This is a genomic window from Bacteroides sp. D22 (assembly GCF_000163675.1).
GTDB lineage: Bacteria > Bacteroidota > Bacteroidia > Bacteroidales > Bacteroidaceae > Bacteroides > Bacteroides xylanisolvens.
In genome coordinates this window covers 16519-33718 of the sequence record NZ_GG774800.1, presented here as the reverse complement: position 1 = coordinate 33718, position 17200 = coordinate 16519, and the positions used below count along the sequence as shown (strand labels likewise).

The following is a 17200-nucleotide window of genomic DNA, read 5'->3' as shown; positions in this document are numbered from 1 at the left end:
TTTATCTTTATTTCACCTGTTTCATCTTATAAGAACTGCGTGCTTTTCCCTTCAACATCGTATTCAGCTTTCCTTTAATCATCTGCTTACGAAGCGGTGAGATATGGTCGATAAACATCTTACCATCCAAATGATCGAATTCATGCTGCATCACCCGAGCCAGATAACCCTCCACCTCTTCTTCATGCTCCACAAAATTCTCGTCCATATATTTCACGCGAATTTTATCACCTCTTTTCACTGTTTCATGAATACCGGGAAGACTGAGACAACCCTCTTCCATGTTCACTTCTTCGCCCCCGACTTCCAGAATGTGGGGATTGATATAAGCCTTATTGAAGTCTTTAAATTCAGGATACTCCTCCGAAAGCGGATCCAACGTAATAGTAACCACGCGAATAGGCAAACCAATCTGCGGAGCAGCCAGTCCTACGCCATCGGCGTGCACCATTGTTTCAAACATGTTTTCAATCAACTCTTTCAGGTTCGGATAATCCGGTGTTATGTCCTCTGCAACCTTTCTCAATACAGGCTGACCATATACATAAATAGGTAAAATCATATTTTTATACTCTACTAAAAATTAAGTTATTCAATATCTTCTATTAAAAACGTTTACTCTCCAAATATGTTTGCAAAATAATAGTAGCACTTATCTCATCCACCAATGCTTTATTTTGGCGGTCCTTTTTCTTCAGACCGGCCTCCAACATGGTACGATGCGCAAGAACAGAAGTGAACCGTTCGTCCACATACTCGACCGGAAGGTCCGGATAGCGCTTCTTCAGCGAACGAACAAAAGGTTCTATATTCTTCATATTCTCCGAAACCTCATTATTCATTTGCTTTGGCAATCCAATAATAATCCGCTCCACCGGTTCTTTAGCCATATATTCACCGATAAAGTTTAGAAGTTCATGCGTAGGCACTGTTGTCAATCCGTTCGCGATCAACTGCATAGTATCGCTCACAGCTATCCCAGTACGCTTTCTTCCATAATCTATTGCTACTATTCTGCTCATGGGGTACAAAAATACAAAAAAGACGCTTCCTGTGAAAGGAAACGTCTCTTTTATTCTATTATTTAAAATGTATATTATTCTTCAACAATAGCTACACGGCTTAACTTAGCATCATCATAGAACATGTTGCCTACGCCACCCTTGTAATCAACTTTCAACTGAGAAGCAGGAACACCGAATTCATTAACCATCAAGTCACGAACTGCTTCAGCTCTCTTCTTACTCAATTTCATGTTATATTCAGCAGAACCAGTACCTTTATCAGCATAACCTGTTACAGTAAATACTTTATCAGTTGCTTTGATACCTTTAGCCATAGCTTCGATATTCATATACTCTCTCTTGCTGATGTTGCTCTTTCCGATATTAAATACAACAACGTAACGTGGAATGAAACCAGCTTCTTTCTTAACGATCACTTCCGGTTTTTTGTTACGTGCTTCAACCAAGTCACGTTTCAAAGATTCGTTTTCACCCTTCAGAGCGTTTACTCTGTCTCTCATGTCGTTCAACTGACTTTCCGGAACCATCGGTACAGTAGGAACAGCATCCCAACCACGTTTCTTGAACTTGTAAGTAACACCTACAGTCAGACCAGCCAATCCTTCAGGACCTGAGTTACCAAATGCGCCTTTCATCAAAAGTCCGCGCAATTCAACGTTAAGATCCAAAGCTGAAGACAGACGGAAGCGGTTGATCAAACCGGCATTGATACCCAGTTCATCATAACCAGGACCTTTACCTGTGTGTACGAATCCAGCACCTACATAAGGAATGAATGAGTACAGACGATCTTCTTTATAACCACAGAACATATTGGTAAGGTTCAACAATACGTCTCCGTGAAGGTTAACAACATTCCATTTTTCTTTGTAGTAACCATTAGAGTACTGTCCTCCGTCTACAAGCGGACCGTTAGCATAAGGAGTAGCACCTTTAGCCTGAAGACCGTTGTAAGCCACGCGTAATCCGATACCTGGAGTAAACCACTTACCTACAGCAATGTCAAGTGCCGGAGCAAGACGTTTTCCGAAATCGGCTTTACCATCATTGTCGCCAAAATACATTTGTGCGCCAACGCCACCACTAATAAACCAGTTAGCACCAAAGCGGTTAGTTTCCACTCTATAACTCTTTGCTGCATTTTCTTTTTCTTGTGCAGGCAAACATACAGATGCTGCTGCCAATAAAATAAACAATAAACCCTTTTTCATCTCAATTTATTTTAGTAAATAATATATTTCAATTGTCTTACAGGATAGATACACAACCCAAATGTTCTACACCTGACTAAGAGACAATAAACGTCATTCTTCTTTCTAAATTTGGTGCAAATATAGATATTTAATATAACACAAACAAAAAAACACGTAAATTTTCATTCATTCATAGATTTTTATAGAGCGATAAAAGTCTTAGATAACTCCAGAAGGCATCTGAAAGGGTTTGTGACAAAAGAATTAAAACAAAAAAATAGTCAATGAAAAATGATATCACTGACTATTTCTCTTCTCTTTGTCTATATACTTTGTTAATATACCAGTTTTACATTGTCAACCCATAATGTATTTCCCGGAGAACCGATATAAGCTCCTCCATGACTGGATGTAAATTGAATATACATATGAGTCGGAACATCATTTTCATCTCCCCAGGCCACTTCGTGGATAGGCACGCTTTCACCCTTGCTGTTCACCGTATAACTTTCGGTTGCTTGCAGACGCATCATGTGCGCCTTGTATTCCGGACGATTCGTTATATCACCATACATAATCTCATAAGTTACATTATTTTTCCAGTCCGTAGAGTGATAATAATAAGTCACCATTGTCCCTATCCGTTTCGCATACACATTTCCATTGGCATCTTCCCAACGTTTTTGCAGTAACAGGATAGCTGCCGGATAATCTTTTCCGGGCACATCCGTAATCTTACTGAAACCGGTAGCACGAATACGATTCTCCCGGTCAGACATCTTCACCTTGTAATCAAACTGAAGAGCAACCGGTTTTTTTGTAAACGGAATACCCGTCTGCAGCATTTTCTGCGGATTTTTAGTGCCCTTAATCGGCTCATGCACCGAACCGGTAAAGATAGAACCTGCCGCCAACACTGTAATATTAACCAATCCCAGCACTTTCACACTTTCCATGCGTGTATCCAAACGGGCACAGTATCCATCTCCCCGCTTCTCCGGAAAGACCGAAGTATTAGTTTTCGTAATACCAGCCACTTTCGCCATCACATTCGAAGTAGCCCAAGGCGAACCACCCATATTCTTATAAACCTGATCCCCCTTGATCACCGACGTCGGCCCTATCGCATATACATTCTTAGTATTCCCGCCAATAATGCTCGACTCCTTTATCTGACGGTCCACCCATTGATTCATGTCCCCGAAAGGAACTACCTCAACTTTATGTTGCGCCATCAAAGACAAGGAAGAAATAAATGCAACGAAACCTGTCATCAACAGGCGATGAATGCTTTTCTGAATCATCAATACTTTTCCTTTCTTTTTCTTCTTATAATTTATAATCCCATTGTTTCAAAGCAAAATCCCAGTTCTTTTCTACCAATTGAATCGTACGGTCATCATATTTATATTTATTCTTCTTATATCCCTTCTTTCCGCCCACGTATTTTTCTATATCGCTACGTGCTTCAGCAAATCCGGGGATAGAAAGAGACTTATAAATAGTTTCCGTCATACCCATCGCATCCGCTTCGAAATCTTCAAATTTCACTTCCATCAGGTTACCTTCCGGAATAAACTTCTTATCCGATTCATACTTATGATAAAGCTTTGCATAGATAGAAAGGATATTTTCCTCCAATTGTTCATTGCTGACATCCTGCAACTTCAACGGCTGAATCGTATTTGTAAAGAAACTGCGTGTAGATTCGAATACAGTATACGGGTTACGCACCAGGTAGATAAACTTAGCATTCGGGAACATTTTCACCAATTCCTTCACCCTTCCGGTATGCGGAGGGTTCTTACTAAGAAATTGAGTACCGTGAGTATTCCACAAAGAAATCTTAATCAATTTAGTGAACACCTCTTCAAACACCTTCAATTCGGCATCCGTTATGTCATCAAACAAAAGATATTTATCAGCGTACTCCTGCTGATACTTCGGCAGAAACCAGAAATTATAATAGGTATAAGGCATCATGTTCGACAAAGCAAACTCCTCTTCCTGGGGAAGATCCACTGCCAGTTCCATATTATCCGTCGGACGCTTATCCGGCATCAGCCAACTCATATTCTTTTTGAAGAAAGGTTGTCCCCACATCATCAGATGAGGGAATACAGTCTGATAAGTAGTATTATACCCAAAATGCTTATCACAAGAGAATACATTATGTACAAACGTAGTTCCGCTTCGCCAGTGTCCCAGAATGAATACCGGGTCATGCTCCAACGGCTGATTAGCGAGCAGTTTCTCGTAACGCTTGTCCTGCAATGACGCCAATGGAGAAAGCAAGCGACACACAGCCTTGGTCAATCGATATTTCCCCTTGTAGGCTGCATCAATTTCACGACCGGCAGTAATAGCCTTGAATGTCTTCCAGTCGGCACCTACCAATGTATTAATCGGAAGTTTATTAAATTCGAGTAATCCCACTTTATGAATTAAAAATTAAAAATCGAAAATTAGAAATGACAGTAAAGCCATCATTTCCAACTTCCAAATTATTGTTTAACAATCTATTTTATTAGTCGTACGGCCAAGCCCTGGCGTTCCAACTCCTTCACTGCTTTTTCTACCGCTTCATAATGCTCCGGAGCAATTCCCAGCTTCGTCATATCCAATACCGGCACATCTTCCGTGTCGCTCATATCTTTCATTTCCACCCGGTCAATAATCATACCTACCGCAGAAGTATTATTGGTGATCGGATCAATCAAGATAAAGGAACCGCACGATTTATTTTTCTTATAAGGATCAAAGAACAGCTCTTTAGCCGTAGTCAATACCACGCGGGCAATCTGATTCAATTGCAAAGGCAAAGTTTCTTTGGTCAACTGGCCATTCTCCAGAGACAGATGTTCCATTGTATTCACATCCACCTTATACTTTATTGTATCGATGCGCGTACGGCTCAAATTGGTAGTCTGTTTAATAAAGAACGATTTATTAATATCCATCGGTTCTTCATCCATCCAAACCATCATCGCTTCAAAGTTACGATCCACAGTCGGCAGATTGTCAGGATGCACCAACATTTCACCACGTGACACGTCGATTTCATCTTCCAGCGTCAATGTCACAGACTGCGGTGGGAAGGCATAATCCAACTCTCCGTCATAAGTCACGATACTCTTCACCTTAGAAGTTTTTCCGGAAGGAAGTGCCATCACTGTATCGCCTTTGCGAACAATACCCGACGCCACTTTACCACAGAATCCTCTGAAGTCCAAATTCGGACGAAGCACATACTGAACCGGGAAACGGAAATCCGTAAAGTTGTGGTCATTGTCGATATGAACCGTTTCAAGGAAATCAAGTAAAGAAATCCCCTTATACCACGGAGTACGTTCAGACTTATCCACCACATTATCTCCATCCAATGCAGAAAGAGGAATGCAGTTTACGTCCGGAATACCCAGCGGAGTAACAAACGTCTTATAGTCAGCCACAATCTCATTAAAACGCTCTTCCGAGAAGTCCACCAAGTCCATCTTGTTGACAGCCAATACCACATGCTTGATCCCCAGCAAAGACACCAGAAAAGTGTGACGACGAGTCTGGGTAATCACTCCCGTGCGGGCATCCACCAAGATGATAGCCAGGTTTGCCGTAGATCCGCCGGTAATCATGTTACGGGTGTACTGTTCGTGTCCCGGAGTATCCGCAATGATAAACTTACGACCATTAGTAGAAAAATAGCGATAAGCCACATCAATTGTAATTCCCTGTTCACGTTCAGCCTTCAAACCATCCAGCAATAACGCATAGTCGATATGCTCACCTGCATTTCCTACACGCTTACTATCACGTTCCAGTGCATCCAGTTGATCTTCATACAATTTCTTACTGTCAAACAACAAGCGTCCGATCAATGTTGATTTTCCGTCATCCACCGAACCCGCCGTCAACAGTCTCAATAAGTCTTTCTGTTCATCCTTGTCCAGAAAAGCTTTTATATCTAATTTATTATCTGCCATTACTAGTTACAATTAAAAGTATCCTTCACGTTTCTTTTGTTCCATACTACCCTCCTGGTCAAAGTCAATCACACGGGTAGTACGTTCACTCTTGGTGGTAGTCATCATTTCCTCCACAATTTCTTCGATTGTAGCAGCTCCACTTTCCACCGCCCCAGTCAGAGGCCAGCAGCCCAACGTACGGAAACGCACCATCTTCATTTCAATCTGATCCCGGTACTTTTCAGGCAAACGCTCATCATCTGCCATAATAATATTACCATCCAAATTAATCACCGGACGTTCCTTAGCATAATAAAGCGGAACAATCGGAATATTCTCCAGACGAATATACTGCCAGATATCCAACTCTGTCCAGTTACTAATCGGGAATACACGGATACTCTCCCCCTTGTGCACACGGGCATTATAAATATCCCACAATTCAGGACGCTGATTTTTCGGGTCCCATTGATGAAATTTATCCCGGAAAGAGAAAATACGTTCCTTCGCACGTGACTTCTCCTCGTCACGACGGGCACCACCAAATGCAGCATCAAACTTATACTTATCCAACGCATGAAGCAAAGCCTGCGTCTTCATCAAGTCCGTATGCACCTTGCTTCCATGCGTAAAAGGTCCTACCCCTGCATGAAAAGCCTCCATATTACTTTCAACAATCAGATTCCATCCGTACTTCTTCGCATATTCATCACGAAACTGAATCATCTCCTTGAACTTCCATTTCGAATCGATATGCATCAACGGGAATGGCACTTTACCCGGATAAAACGCTTTTTCAGCCAAGCGTACCATCACCGAGGAATCCTTTCCGATACTGTAAAGCATCACCGGATTCTCAAATTCCGCCGCCACCTCGCGGATGATATGAATAGACTCGGCTTCGAGCTCCTTCAAGTGGCTTAATTTATATTCTTCCATATTTATTTCATTTTATACACTTCACTTTTGGCAAAACAAGCTCCAACAAACGGTTCACCGACTCCTCCAAAGTCAATTTGGAAGTATCCAGTGACAAAGCCGGATGTTCGGGAACCTCGAAAGGTGCGGAAATTCCTGTAAAATTCTGAATTTCCCCTTTCCGTGCCTTCGCATACAATCCTTTCACATCACGTTTCTCACATTCCTCCAGCGGAGTACTAACGAAAACCTCCAGAAAATCATCCTTACCAATAATGTTTGCAGCCATTTCGCGAATATCATTATTAGGGCTGATAAATGCAGCAATCGTAATGATACCACTATCCAGAAACAACTTCGACACTTCCGCTATGCGACGGATATTTTCCACCCGGTCCGTTTCGGAGAATCCCAGGTTATTATTAATTCCACTACGGATATTATCCCCATCCAGGATACGGCAAAGCAATCCACGCTTATGAAGTTCACGTTCCAATGCGATGGCAATCGTGCTCTTTCCGGAACCACTCAATCCGGTAAACCAGATCATCACACTGTGTTGCCCCAAAAGCTCTTCTTTGTCCTGCCGCGTCATCATGCGGTCAAATATCGGATATATATGGTTCTTTTCTTCCATTTACAATTTTATTTAAAAGTTCCAGATCAACGGGATCAGAATAACAGAGATTAAGAAAGTGATAATATTAAGCGGCAACCCGATACGTACAAAATCCGTAAACTTATAGTTACCGATACCTTGCACAATCAAATTTGTCTGATAACCAATCGGTGTCGAGAAGCTGGCAGATGCAGCCATACAGATTACCACAAAGAAAGGCGTAGGGCTCACTCCTAATTGGGCAGAGATTGACAGTGCCAAAGGAAACGCCAAAGCCGCTGCCGCATTATTAGTAATCAATTCCGTAAACAAGTTCGTGATAATAAATACCATTGCAAGCAACACATGCGGGCCGTAATCATCACTCAATCCGATAATAAACTTCGCAACGCTATCCGCCACGCCGGAGTTCACCATCGCCTTACTGATAGCAAAGGCACAGGCAATCGTAATCAGAATATCCCACGAAATATATTTAGTATATTTACGGGCAGGGAACAGATTCGTCCATGCCATAATAATAGTAGTAATAGACACAAAGAAAAACATATCCAACTTGATATCCGGAAACATCTCCTTCGTTACCGGAAGCTCCCCTACCGTTGCACCCACAATCATCAGCACCAGCAACAACAAAGCAAACCAACGCTTCTTCTTCCCGGTAGTATCCGGCTCATTCCCATTCGTCAACAAGACAAACACAGAAGATTCCCCCCATGTCGGAATAAACGTATCATCCGCCATCACCACCAATGTATCCCCTTCGTGAAGTACCACTTCCTCCAGATTCGACACAAAACGTTGTCCGTTGCGTGTTTTAATCTCTTTTACCTCCGCACCGTAATGACGCTGGAAATTAAAATCCTTCAGTTTTTTATTGATACCGGGAAAACGGGCACCCAAAACAGCCTCTACCCGATGCAACTTCTCCCCTTCTTCTACTTCTTCATCCGGCACAGCCGTATCCGGACGTGCATCCGGCAAAAGACGTTTGGAGAAAAGAAATATATAAATGATTCCGGCAATAGCTATAAAAATACCCACCTTTCCGAGCTCGAACATAGAAAAGCCTTCAAATCCGGCCTCCAATATCATACCGTGCACCACCAGATTGGTAGAAGTACCGATCAAGGTACAGATACCTCCTAAAATAGTCACATAAGAAAGAGGAATCAGAAACTTCGTAGCCGGAAGATTCACCGACTTAGCCCAATGCTTGATAATCGGGGCAAAAATAACCACAACAGGCGTATTATTCAGAAAGGCAGAAATAAATGCCACCGAAGGTAATATACGCAACTGTGCCTTAAATACTGTCGTCTTTCCTTGCGGAAGCAACTTCTTAATCACTTGTCCCAATGTGCCCGACTGACGAATACCCTCACTCACCAGAAACAGCAGAGCAACGGTAATCATCCCTTTATTACTAAACCCTTCCAACATCTCCTTAGGAGTCAGAATGCCGGCACACAGAAACAAAACCACTACCGAAAAAAGTATCATGCCCGGACGCATCTTATCTGCTATCAAAGCCGCTACCATTCCTAATAGGGATAATAGTACAAATACAATTTCAAATGTCATATAAACATTATTTAGTGTTCTCTTTTTGGCTCAACGATAAACCACGGATTCAATAAATCCTCCTTATTATATCGTAGAGGTTCTTCCTTTCCAGCCTGATATACTTCCATCCCTGCAGCACGGGCTATCGCATGCCCGGCAGCCGTATCCCACTCCATCGTCGGAGCGAAACGCGGATATACATCAGCCTTACCTTCAGCAACCAGACAGATTTTAATTGAACTTCCGCTCGAAATCAACTCCACACTGCCGTGTTTCTTCTTCAAATCTGCAATATATGATTCCGTTTCAGGCGACAGGTGCGAACGGGAAGCAACCACGATCAGATGATCGTGCACCTCTTTCAAAGGTATCTGTTCCGACTTCCCAATCAGTTGTTCCAATGCCACGCCGTCATCTTCCAAACTGACAATACCGGAACATTTATAAGCCCCTACACCTTCGATCCCGAAATAAAGTTCTTTTTTAACAGGCACATAAATAACACCGAATACAGGTACAGAGTTCTGCACCAAAGCGATATTTACCGTAAATTCTCCATTGCGCTTAATAAACTCCTTCGTTCCATCCAGCGGATCTACAATCCATAAAGTATCCCATCCTCGACGGATCTCATACCCTAAATGCTTCCCTTCTTCACTAAGAACAGGAAAAGGAGTATCGTTCAGAATAGCCACAATCGCTTCATGCGCTTTTCTGTCTGCTATAGTTAGCGGAGAGTTGTCAGCTTTCCTCTCTATTTCAAAGTCCGATGCCGGATCATTATAAATAGAAAGAATCTTTCCACCTGCTTTTAGAGCCGCGTCGATAGCAGCCATTACATATTTTTGTTCCATTCAATCTCTAAATTAATGCCCTATTCACATTCAGGCAAAACATCCTCCAAATTAAGAGTTGACAAAAGTAAAAACTTTCTTTGCTATAAAAGTTTCCCCACTATGATTTATAACTTCTTTTAGTAGAAAGATAAAAATATCTAAACGAAAAAGCCACTCATTTTCAATAAAAAAGCAGTAACTTCCCAGTTACCGCCTTCTTATTCGGAAAAAAACGTTCGTTCTTTCCAATATATATTACCAAAAAGAAATCAATATACACGATACAGCAACCAAGCACCCTGGAAATCCGAACGGTTCGGGTATTTAGCCTTGAATGCATCGCGAGCTTCAGCAGCAGCAGTCTTGTCAGCAAAAGAGTTCACAATCACACGATACATTGCCTTATCAGCATTAAATGCAATCGTAGAGTGATATCCCTGTCCGTCCAACCAATCTTTCAGGCCTTCAGCATTCGCTTTCACACCAAAGCTACCTGCTACAACGCTATAATCTTTCAATCCTTCGTTACCGGAAACCACTGTAACCTTTTCCTGACGAACGCCGGATGTATCTGCCACTTTAGTAGTTGTCACAGGAGCTGCAACCACCGGAGTAACCTCTACCGGAGCTTCCACCTGCGGTTCTGCCAATTCTTGCTGTTTTGCTTTTTCGTAAGCTTTCTTATAGGCACTTTCGCTGGATTTACAAGATGCAAATGCTAGCACCAAGCATACTCCCATTCCTAATACGACTAATTTTTTCATAATCCTATACTCTGTTTTAATTAATAATTCAATATTCTCGTCTATTATATTTAGTTTCGGGCAACAAAATAATAGAAATTTTATCATCCGGCAAAGAAATCCGTCAAAAAAACGTCTATTCCGGCTTCTTCTTATACGAAATAGTGCCTGTTGCCTGATAAGTAGGCATCAAAAGTACCTCCGCAATCTGAATATGTGCAGGAGCCGACGCGGCAAAATAAACCGTTTCTGCAATGTCATCTCCCGTCAACGGACGAATCCCTTTATAAAAATTATCGGCAGCTTCCTTATCTCCCCGATAACGCACCACTGTAAAGTTTGTCTCCACCATTCCCGGTTTGACATTCGTCACTCTCAATGGAGTATCCACCAGATCAATCCGGAGTCCGTCCGAAAGAGCCTTCACGGCAGCTTTCGTTGCGCAATACACACTTCCGCCCGGATAAGCGGCATCCCCCGCAATAGATCCTATATTAATAATATGTCCGCGTCCGCGTTCCACCATACCGGGCACCACCAAACGCGTCATAGCCAACAGTCCCCTTATATTCGTATCGATCATGATATCCCATTCATCCAGGCTACCCTCGAATTCCTTATCCACACCGATCACCAGTCCGGCGTTGTTCACCAACACATCAATCGCCTTCCATTCTTCGGGTAATGATTCCAAAGAGGCGGCAGCCAATTTCCGGTCGCGCACATCAAAAGGCAATATATAAACCTGGACACCATACGCCCCTTCCAGTTCAGCTTTCAGTTCTTCCAGTTTCGATACGGTACGGGCATTCAGAATCAGATTCCATCCCTCCCTCGCAAATTTACGGGCACAACCCTCACCAATTCCGCTACTGGCGCCGGTTATAAAAACAATCTTAGCTTCCATTATGTTTTGATTTACAATATTCGAAAACAAAAGTACGCCTTAACCTTCAAAGGTTAGCTACGAAAGTCAGTTAAATAAGATTAAACCATAAAAGAAAAAAAGAATTATAAAACGTAGCAAAAAAAATCAGTTTTCACGAACAACCTTTTCATAAAAATGTTATATTTGTTGTATCATAATCATTTTAAACATTATACATTATGAAAGGATTGAATGTTTTAGCAGCTTTTCTGGGTGGTGCAGCCGTAGGTGCAGCCCTTGGTATTTTATTTGCTCCTGAAAAGGGGGAAGATACCCGTCATAAAATCGCAGAGATTCTTCGTAAAAAAGGAATCAAGCTTAATCGCAGTGAAATGGAAACTCTCGTTGACGAGATCGCTGCCGAGATGAAGGGAGAAATAGCAGAATAAGTGAGTAACCAAAGACTAAAAACAGAGCGACCATGTTTGCAGACGATAAAAGTATTGAGAATTTTCAGCAGTTGTTTTTCGAGTTCAAGAAATATCTGGAGCTTCAAAAAGAATATACCAAATTAGAATTGACGGAGAAGTTAACCATACTTTTTTCCACGTTAATTATGATATTAGTACTTATTATCCTTGGCATGGTTGCCCTGTTTTATCTGCTTTTTGCTCTTGCTTATATATTGGAGCCTTTAGTGGGCGGTCTGATGTCGAGTTTCGCCATCATAGCAGGCATCAATGTTGTTCTCATCGCCCTGGTTATTATTTTTCGCAAGCAGCTCATCATTTCTCCGATGGTGAACTTCCTCGCTAATTTATTTTTAACTGATTCAAATAAATAAATTATGAATGCGCAGACCCCGCAGAAATTTACATTAGAAGAGATTGCCGAACGTAAAAAGAAGCTTTTAAATGAGATCCATGCTCAAAAAAAAGCCATGACAGCTACTACACGCGAAATATTTGCCCCACTTGCTCCGGCAACCAACAAGGCGGATGCACTCATGCGTTCGTTCAATACCGGTATGGCTGTATTTGATGGCGTAGTGATGGGAATCAAGATTATGCGGAAGGTACGGGCGTATTTTAGAAATTTGAGATAAAAACCATTTAGTCAATCGCTTGATTGGATATTTTCAAATCGTCTATGATTTGTTGTAACACATCTTTTAACTTCGGCAAATCATGTTTTATCACGTCATAAACAATTTCAGCATCTAAATCAAAATAATGATGTGCGATTATATCCCTCATTCCCATTACACCTTTCCAATCCATCTCTGGATAGAAAGATAATAACTTTTTATCTGTTAATTTATCAACACCTTTCACTCCTTCACCGATGGCTATTAATAACATACAAGTACTCTCTAGTCTTTCCATTCCGGATGGAGTCAATAAATAAAAAGAAGGGGAAGTAATAGTTTCCGAGTTCGCTAATATCCTTTCCACCGTTTGGGAAATTTTCTTTAGCAATGATTCTATTATCTGACTTTTACACATAAATTCCATCTTTATCGATACACCCTCTCAATAATTCATCCATATTATTTCGCAACCGAACCAGATCAACAGGGCATTTCAATAGTTTTTCCAATTCTTCTTTAATATGAACTAAAGTAAAGATAGAAGGTCTATCAATTTCAACACAAATATCGACATCACTACCCTCATGTTGTTCACCACGAGCAACGGAGCCAAATATCCCCATGCGAGAAATACCATATTTAGCAGCATTCTTGCGCATATACTCACGAAGCAAAGATAAACATTCTACAGTAGTCAACATAATAAATTGCTTTTATCTATATTACAAAGAAATGCATTTTCTTTCAAAAACACAATAGATAATCAATAAAAAATATTCTAATTCTTTCTATTATACAAAACTAGAAATCTGAATATTATCTTTAATCAATAAGCATGCTATTAAAAAAACAATATATCAACGATCTTCACAGACAGTTGATATATTTAGAATACATATCAGCATTTTGCTAATATGAGGGGACAGATCAGGAACATACCGCTGTATTTTTCCCAACCTGCAGAATGTAGGGGATTCATGTGTGTAGCATGAAGTTAGGGACCTACATATTTCGTTATTATTATATGCTATTTATATAAATCCTCTCCATACAGAAATGGAGATTCAAAATCTTTCAATAGTGGATGCTTAGTGTCCTTCTCACTTAAGATAGCCTTACCTGTAGGCATTCTCCAACAAATGCCAAGTGATTCATCTAATATACTGATACCTCCATCATGTTGTGGAGCATAAAAGTTATCACATTTATATTGAAAGACTGCCGTTTCACTCAATACAGCAAAACCATGAGCAAAACCACGAGGAATAAAGAACTGACGATGATTCTCCTCTGTCAATTCTACCGCTACATGCTGACCATAGGTAGGCGAACCTTTGCGGATATCAACAGCCACATCCAGCACTGCCCCCTCTACGCAACGTACTAACTTACTTTGGCAGTAAGGCATAGTTTGAAAATGCAGTCCCCTCATCACTCCATACGAGGACATACTTTCATTATCTTGTACAAACTTAACGGGATGTACCTTTTCGTCAAACTCCCTTTGTGAGAACGATTCGAAAAAATACCCCCTATCATCCATAAAAAGACGCGGTTCAATGATCACCACCCCTTCAATATTTGTCTTAATAACCTCCATACAGATACTTATCTATTCTTATACATATCCTCGTAGTAGCTCTCATAGACACCACTGGTGATATTATCCATCCACTCTTGATTATCCAGATACCACTGCACCGTTTTCTCAATACCCTCTTCAAACTGCAGACTAGGCTCCCAACCCAATTCATTCTTCAGTTTCGTAGAGTCAATGGCATAACGTAAGTCGTGTCCCATGCGGTCCATTACATAAGTAATCAGTTCCTCGCTATGTCCTTCAGGATTACCCAGTAATCGGTCCACAGTCTTAATAATCACATGGATAATGTCTATGTTCTTCCACTCATTAAAGCCACCGATGTTATATGTATCCGCCACCTTACCATTATGAAAAATCACGTCTATAGCCCTTGCATGATCTACCACGTAGAGCCAGTCGCGCACATTCTCTCCCTTGCCATATACTGGTAGCGGTTTGCGGTGGCGAATATTGTTAATAAACAGCGGAATCAGCTTTTCGGGAAACTGATAAGATCCATAGTTATTCGAACAGTTTGTCACAATAGTCGGCATAGCGTAAGTATCATGAAAAGCACGTACAAAGTGATCACTACCCGCTTTCGAAGCCGAGTAGGGTGAGTGTGGATTATACTTTGTTGTCTCTTTGAAGAACTCATCGCCATATACTTCGTGTACAGATATATCCAAAGACTTGCTCCTTCCTTGGGGAAATACCCCCAACCCGGCTTGCGACCCTTCTCAACGCACTGCACCATCTCGAACTATTCCTCCACAAGACAGCTATCCAGACGGAAAGTCTTTACCATCTTGCGATCAAAGATACGACCGGGAACCTTGGAGAGATCAGACAAGTGCCTGACAGGGGACCGTTCACGCCCATGATACGATAGGTTTCAGGACGGTTGGAGAGATCCCTCGAATTCGGAGAGGAGGGACGGGATTCCTCAAGAGTCGACTCTGATACGAAACGGGTATCCAATGATTCCTCTGTGCCATCAAAACCATCCTTCTCCTTTTCACGGTCAACCGGATCATCATCCGGACCGGAATCATCCTTTTTTATGGACTGTCTCTTCGAACCGAAACAATACAGAACATAATTATCTTATTTTTAACGATTTAATTACAAGACTCTCCAACAGGAGGATAACGTCCTTCCAAGCTATCCGGTAGGCGACCTCCCTACCTTCGTCATCTTTAATTATTCGCATAAACTGATAACCAGCAACAAACTTTTTCTCGAAAAGACTATAGGAACGGTTATCATAAGCGAACAGGCGAACGATACGACGGTCTTTCGACATGACGAGATAAATGTCACCGACGGAAGGTTCACGGTGCAACTGTTCACGAATGACGGACAGCACATGGGAATGCTTACAACGCATGTCAGTAAAGCCCCGTAGGTAATAGAAGCGGTTTATGCCGGTCACACTCAACATATACCCTCCAATTTTGGGATTAGACGGTAGAGACCAAGATAATCCAGATCTTTTTGGAGAATATGCAAGCCATTGTTCAAGGTTAGTTCCACAGATATACGCACAGGAAGCACACGCGGTGCTTTACCCGGATTCCCGAGGTCGGAAGGACTGTACCTTACCGGGGGCTCCACTGCAGGAAAAGAAGGCACGAATTCCGGTGGGGAACACGAAGGAACACCATCCACCTGAACTTCCACTATTTTTCTGCGGGTATCCTTGTACCATTTATGAAAAATGTTGTAAGGAACGTTATTCTTTGAACAGAATAACTAAAGAGAAATACCATGAGGGACCGCCTCTGTTTGATACTGAAAATAAGATCTTTCAAGATCTTCACTACTATACATAATTGTTGGATGTTGATCTCCAGCAAAGATATAAATACCATTTTTGAGCCCTAATTTGAGGGCTTACCTAAATCTTCACTGCTATACATGTTTTTTTATTGGGGTCGCAGCGAAGATAGAACTTTTATTCTATAGCCTTTTTTTGAGTGCTTACAGAATATCTATGTCCGGGAATAGGGTCGATAACAATTTCTTCTGTTCTTCGGTCACGGTCACTGTCGCTACGTTTTTTTAAGTTCCTTCTTCGCCTCTTTGAGTTTTGCCTTACTGGCCTCTTTTTGAGATTTAAGTTTGGCATTCTCTTTACGAAGACGTTTAACCTCCTCTTCTAAGCTCTCTTTATTGGGTTTTGAATCTAACTTTTTCATTGTTTTTAGTTATTTAATCTCCTGGCTAAGTTACTAAAAAATCAACAAGATATGTAAAGTTCCAAAGGACCGCTTCTCCCAATAAAGCATTAAATATCAAAGCTTTATATCAACAAAAACGTTTAATACTACGTTTTTAGGAACGTAGAACTGGACACCCTATTAAACAATCATCTCCTTTACAGCCTCAATCAATGCGGTTCTATGGCTCAACCATGGTTTGTACTTATGTGTTTTTGCCAGTTCAATACTTGCCTCTAAAGCATTCATATCCTCTAGCATAATCACATCGTATTTCTCCTTCATCAAGTTAGCAATCTCCATCTGGTGGTCGTCCACATGCTCGCCATACTTACAACGTCTTGGTACCACCACCAAAGGCTTTTTCAGTTGCATGCAGGTGATGATGCTGTTCACTCCAGAATGAGTAATCACTACCTCAGCCTCCTTCAATAGGCAATTGAACTCATCGGCTGGAATCATCTCCATATGCAGAAACTTTGGCTTCATGGGATACACAGTTGATTGCATCACAATCTCGTCCTTCGAATACTTACCTTCGTCCACAAGTTGATTCAAGGCCTTAATAAGTCGACC

General features: G+C 41.4%; 21 protein-coding genes and 2 pseudogenes. 3 read left to right on the top strand and 20 right to left on the bottom strand.

Going from position 1 to position 17200, the window contains the following annotated elements; translation table 11 throughout:
* Positions 1-7: 7 nt before the first annotated feature.
* From def to HMPREF0106_RS18135, 12 genes are all read right to left on the bottom strand, one after another.
* A complete protein-coding gene (gene def, locus HMPREF0106_RS18080) occupies positions 8-562 on the bottom strand; it encodes a peptide deformylase (protein WP_004313245.1) in 555 nt (184 codons plus the stop codon).
* Positions 563-605: 43 nt separating this feature from the next.
* Positions 606-1022, bottom strand: coding sequence for a Holliday junction resolvase RuvX (gene ruvX, locus HMPREF0106_RS18085; protein WP_008021987.1), 417 nt, complete (start codon positions 1020-1022; stop codon positions 606-608).
* A 74-nt stretch (positions 1023-1096) separates the two neighbouring features.
* Positions 1097-2236, bottom strand: a complete 1140-nt coding sequence (locus HMPREF0106_RS18090) for an OmpA family protein (protein ID WP_004313243.1) — start codon at positions 2234-2236, stop codon at positions 1097-1099.
* A 317-nt stretch (positions 2237-2553) separates the two neighbouring features.
* A complete protein-coding gene (locus tag HMPREF0106_RS18095; RefSeq protein ID WP_004313242.1) occupies positions 2554-3522 on the bottom strand; it encodes a PCMD domain-containing protein in 969 nt (322 codons plus the stop codon).
* Positions 3523-3547: 25 nt separating this feature from the next.
* Positions 3548-4654, bottom strand: a complete 1107-nt coding sequence (locus HMPREF0106_RS18100; RefSeq protein ID WP_004313241.1) for a sulfotransferase family protein — start codon at positions 4652-4654, stop codon at positions 3548-3550.
* Positions 4655-4737: 83 nt separating this feature from the next.
* Complete coding sequence (gene cysN, locus HMPREF0106_RS18105; RefSeq protein WP_004313240.1) at positions 4738-6198, bottom strand: sulfate adenylyltransferase subunit CysN; 1461 nt, start codon at positions 6196-6198, stop codon at positions 4738-4740.
* 12 nt (positions 6199-6210) lie between these two features.
* Complete coding sequence (gene cysD, locus HMPREF0106_RS18110) at positions 6211-7119, bottom strand: sulfate adenylyltransferase subunit CysD (protein WP_004313239.1); 909 nt, start codon at positions 7117-7119, stop codon at positions 6211-6213.
* 7 nt (positions 7120-7126) lie between these two features.
* Positions 7127-7735, bottom strand: a complete 609-nt coding sequence (gene cysC / locus HMPREF0106_RS18115) for an adenylyl-sulfate kinase (RefSeq protein ID WP_004297522.1) — start codon at positions 7733-7735, stop codon at positions 7127-7129.
* 12 nt (positions 7736-7747) lie between these two features.
* On the bottom strand, positions 7748-9301 hold the full coding sequence (locus HMPREF0106_RS18120) for an SLC13 family permease (protein WP_009039350.1): 1554 nt from the start codon (positions 9299-9301) through the stop codon (positions 7748-7750).
* Positions 9302-9312: 11 nt separating this feature from the next.
* The gene (gene cysQ / locus HMPREF0106_RS18125) at positions 9313-10137 is read right to left on the bottom strand and encodes a 3'(2'),5'-bisphosphate nucleotidase CysQ (protein WP_008644080.1); all 825 of its coding nucleotides are present in this window, start codon (positions 10135-10137) and stop codon (positions 9313-9315) included.
* A 251-nt stretch (positions 10138-10388) separates the two neighbouring features.
* Entirely contained in the window at positions 10389-10883 is a 495-nt protein-coding gene (locus HMPREF0106_RS18130) for an SPOR domain-containing protein (RefSeq protein WP_004311445.1), read from the bottom strand.
* A 115-nt stretch (positions 10884-10998) separates the two neighbouring features.
* The gene (locus HMPREF0106_RS18135; protein ID WP_009039349.1) at positions 10999-11769 is read right to left on the bottom strand and encodes an SDR family oxidoreductase; all 771 of its coding nucleotides are present in this window, start codon (positions 11767-11769) and stop codon (positions 10999-11001) included.
* 200 nt (positions 11770-11969) lie between these two features.
* Between HMPREF0106_RS18135 and HMPREF0106_RS18140 the strand changes: the two genes are divergently transcribed.
* From HMPREF0106_RS18140 to HMPREF0106_RS18150, 3 genes are read left to right on the top strand one after another with little or no spacing between them, the layout of a single operon-like run.
* Positions 11970-12179: a YtxH domain-containing protein gene (locus tag HMPREF0106_RS18140; protein ID WP_004297513.1), complete on the top strand. Its 210-nt coding sequence runs from the start codon at positions 11970-11972 to the stop codon at positions 12177-12179.
* A gap of 32 nt (positions 12180-12211) precedes the next feature.
* Complete coding sequence (locus HMPREF0106_RS18145; RefSeq protein WP_004297511.1) at positions 12212-12574, top strand: phage holin family protein; 363 nt, start codon at positions 12212-12214, stop codon at positions 12572-12574.
* 3 nt (positions 12575-12577) lie between these two features.
* Positions 12578-12835, top strand: coding sequence for a hypothetical protein (locus tag HMPREF0106_RS18150; protein ID WP_009039348.1), 258 nt, complete (start codon positions 12578-12580; stop codon positions 12833-12835).
* A gap of 7 nt (positions 12836-12842) precedes the next feature.
* On the opposite strand, the gene HMPREF0106_RS18155 is transcribed toward HMPREF0106_RS18150, so the two are convergent.
* The 8 genes and pseudogenes from HMPREF0106_RS18155 to HMPREF0106_RS18185 all read right to left on the bottom strand — a co-directional run bounded on the left by HMPREF0106_RS18155 (position 12843) and on the right by HMPREF0106_RS18185 (position 17182).
* Positions 12843-13235 (bottom strand): DUF86 domain-containing protein, encoded by a 393-nt coding sequence (locus HMPREF0106_RS18155; RefSeq protein ID WP_009039347.1) that lies wholly within the window; start codon positions 13233-13235, stop codon positions 12843-12845.
* Positions 13228-13521: a nucleotidyltransferase family protein gene (locus HMPREF0106_RS18160; protein WP_009039346.1), complete on the bottom strand. Its 294-nt coding sequence runs from the start codon at positions 13519-13521 to the stop codon at positions 13228-13230. The genes HMPREF0106_RS18155 and HMPREF0106_RS18160 overlap by 8 nt, the downstream gene beginning before the upstream one ends.
* Positions 13522-13847: 326 nt before the next feature.
* Positions 13848-14420, bottom strand: a complete 573-nt coding sequence (gene rfbC / locus HMPREF0106_RS18165; RefSeq protein WP_009039345.1) for a dTDP-4-dehydrorhamnose 3,5-epimerase — start codon at positions 14418-14420, stop codon at positions 13848-13850.
* A gap of 8 nt (positions 14421-14428) precedes the next feature.
* Positions 14429-15085, bottom strand: a pseudogene (locus HMPREF0106_RS18170) (dTDP-glucose 4,6-dehydratase); the annotation flags it as partial.
* A 419-nt stretch (positions 15086-15504) separates the two neighbouring features.
* Positions 15505-15846 (bottom strand): IS66 family insertion sequence element accessory protein TnpB, encoded by a 342-nt coding sequence (tnpB, locus tag HMPREF0106_RS18175; RefSeq protein WP_009039343.1) that lies wholly within the window; start codon positions 15844-15846, stop codon positions 15505-15507.
* A pseudogene (locus HMPREF0106_RS27735) lies at positions 15840-16235 on the bottom strand (hypothetical protein). Before HMPREF0106_RS27735 ends, tnpB begins: the two are co-directional and overlap by 7 nt.
* Before the next feature lie 221 nt (positions 16236-16456).
* On the bottom strand, positions 16457-16603 hold the full coding sequence (locus tag HMPREF0106_RS27375; protein WP_198138548.1) for a hypothetical protein: 147 nt from the start codon (positions 16601-16603) through the stop codon (positions 16457-16459).
* A 162-nt stretch (positions 16604-16765) separates the two neighbouring features.
* Positions 16766-17182 (bottom strand): glycosyltransferase, encoded by a 417-nt coding sequence (locus HMPREF0106_RS18185; RefSeq protein ID WP_232286761.1) that lies wholly within the window; start codon positions 17180-17182, stop codon positions 16766-16768.
* Between the last annotated feature and the right edge of the window lie 18 nt (positions 17183-17200).

What these genes read in the sequence shown, in the direction of transcription:
- HMPREF0106_RS18145 (WP_004297511.1), top strand. Translation starts at nt 12,212, where the DNA reads ATGTTTGCAGACGATAAAAGTATTGAGAATTTTCAGCAGTTGTTTTTC.
- HMPREF0106_RS18120 (WP_009039350.1), bottom strand. Translation starts at nt 9,301, where the DNA reads ATGACATTTGAAATTGTATTTGTACTATTATCCCTATTAGGAATGGTA.
- HMPREF0106_RS18130 (WP_004311445.1), bottom strand. Translation starts at nt 10,883, where the DNA reads ATGAAAAAATTAGTCGTATTAGGAATGGGAGTATGCTTGGTGCTAGCA.
- cysN (WP_004313240.1), bottom strand. Translation starts at nt 6,198, where the DNA reads ATGGCAGATAATAAATTAGATATAAAAGCTTTTCTGGACAAGGATGAA.
- HMPREF0106_RS18160 (WP_009039346.1), bottom strand. Translation starts at nt 13,521, where the DNA reads ATGTTGACTACTGTAGAATGTTTATCTTTGCTTCGTGAGTATATGCGC.
- HMPREF0106_RS18155 (WP_009039347.1), bottom strand. Translation starts at nt 13,235, where the DNA reads ATGTGTAAAAGTCAGATAATAGAATCATTGCTAAAGAAAATTTCCCAA.
- HMPREF0106_RS18135 (WP_009039349.1), bottom strand. Translation starts at nt 11,769, where the DNA reads ATGGAAGCTAAGATTGTTTTTATAACCGGCGCCAGTAGCGGAATTGGT.
- cysD (WP_004313239.1), bottom strand. Translation starts at nt 7,119, where the DNA reads ATGGAAGAATATAAATTAAGCCACTTGAAGGAGCTCGAAGCCGAGTCT.
- cysC (WP_004297522.1), bottom strand. Translation starts at nt 7,735, where the DNA reads ATGGAAGAAAAGAACCATATATATCCGATATTTGACCGCATGATGACG.
- HMPREF0106_RS27375 (WP_198138548.1), bottom strand. Translation starts at nt 16,603, where the DNA reads ATGAAAAAGTTAGATTCAAAACCCAATAAAGAGAGCTTAGAAGAGGAG.
- HMPREF0106_RS18150 (WP_009039348.1), top strand. Translation starts at nt 12,578, where the DNA reads ATGAATGCGCAGACCCCGCAGAAATTTACATTAGAAGAGATTGCCGAA.
- HMPREF0106_RS18095 (WP_004313242.1), bottom strand. Translation starts at nt 3,522, where the DNA reads ATGATTCAGAAAAGCATTCATCGCCTGTTGATGACAGGTTTCGTTGCA.
- ruvX (WP_008021987.1), bottom strand. Translation starts at nt 1,022, where the DNA reads ATGAGCAGAATAGTAGCAATAGATTATGGAAGAAAGCGTACTGGGATA.
- cysQ (WP_008644080.1), bottom strand. Translation starts at nt 10,137, where the DNA reads ATGGAACAAAAATATGTAATGGCTGCTATCGACGCGGCTCTAAAAGCA.
- rfbC (WP_009039345.1), bottom strand. Translation starts at nt 14,420, where the DNA reads ATGGAGGTTATTAAGACAAATATTGAAGGGGTGGTGATCATTGAACCG.
- HMPREF0106_RS18090 (WP_004313243.1), bottom strand. Translation starts at nt 2,236, where the DNA reads ATGAAAAAGGGTTTATTGTTTATTTTATTGGCAGCAGCATCTGTATGT.
- HMPREF0106_RS18140 (WP_004297513.1), top strand. Translation starts at nt 11,970, where the DNA reads ATGAAAGGATTGAATGTTTTAGCAGCTTTTCTGGGTGGTGCAGCCGTA.
- def (WP_004313245.1), bottom strand. Translation starts at nt 562, where the DNA reads ATGATTTTACCTATTTATGTATATGGTCAGCCTGTATTGAGAAAGGTT.
- tnpB (WP_009039343.1), bottom strand. Translation starts at nt 15,846, where the DNA reads ATGTTGAGTGTGACCGGCATAAACCGCTTCTATTACCTACGGGGCTTT.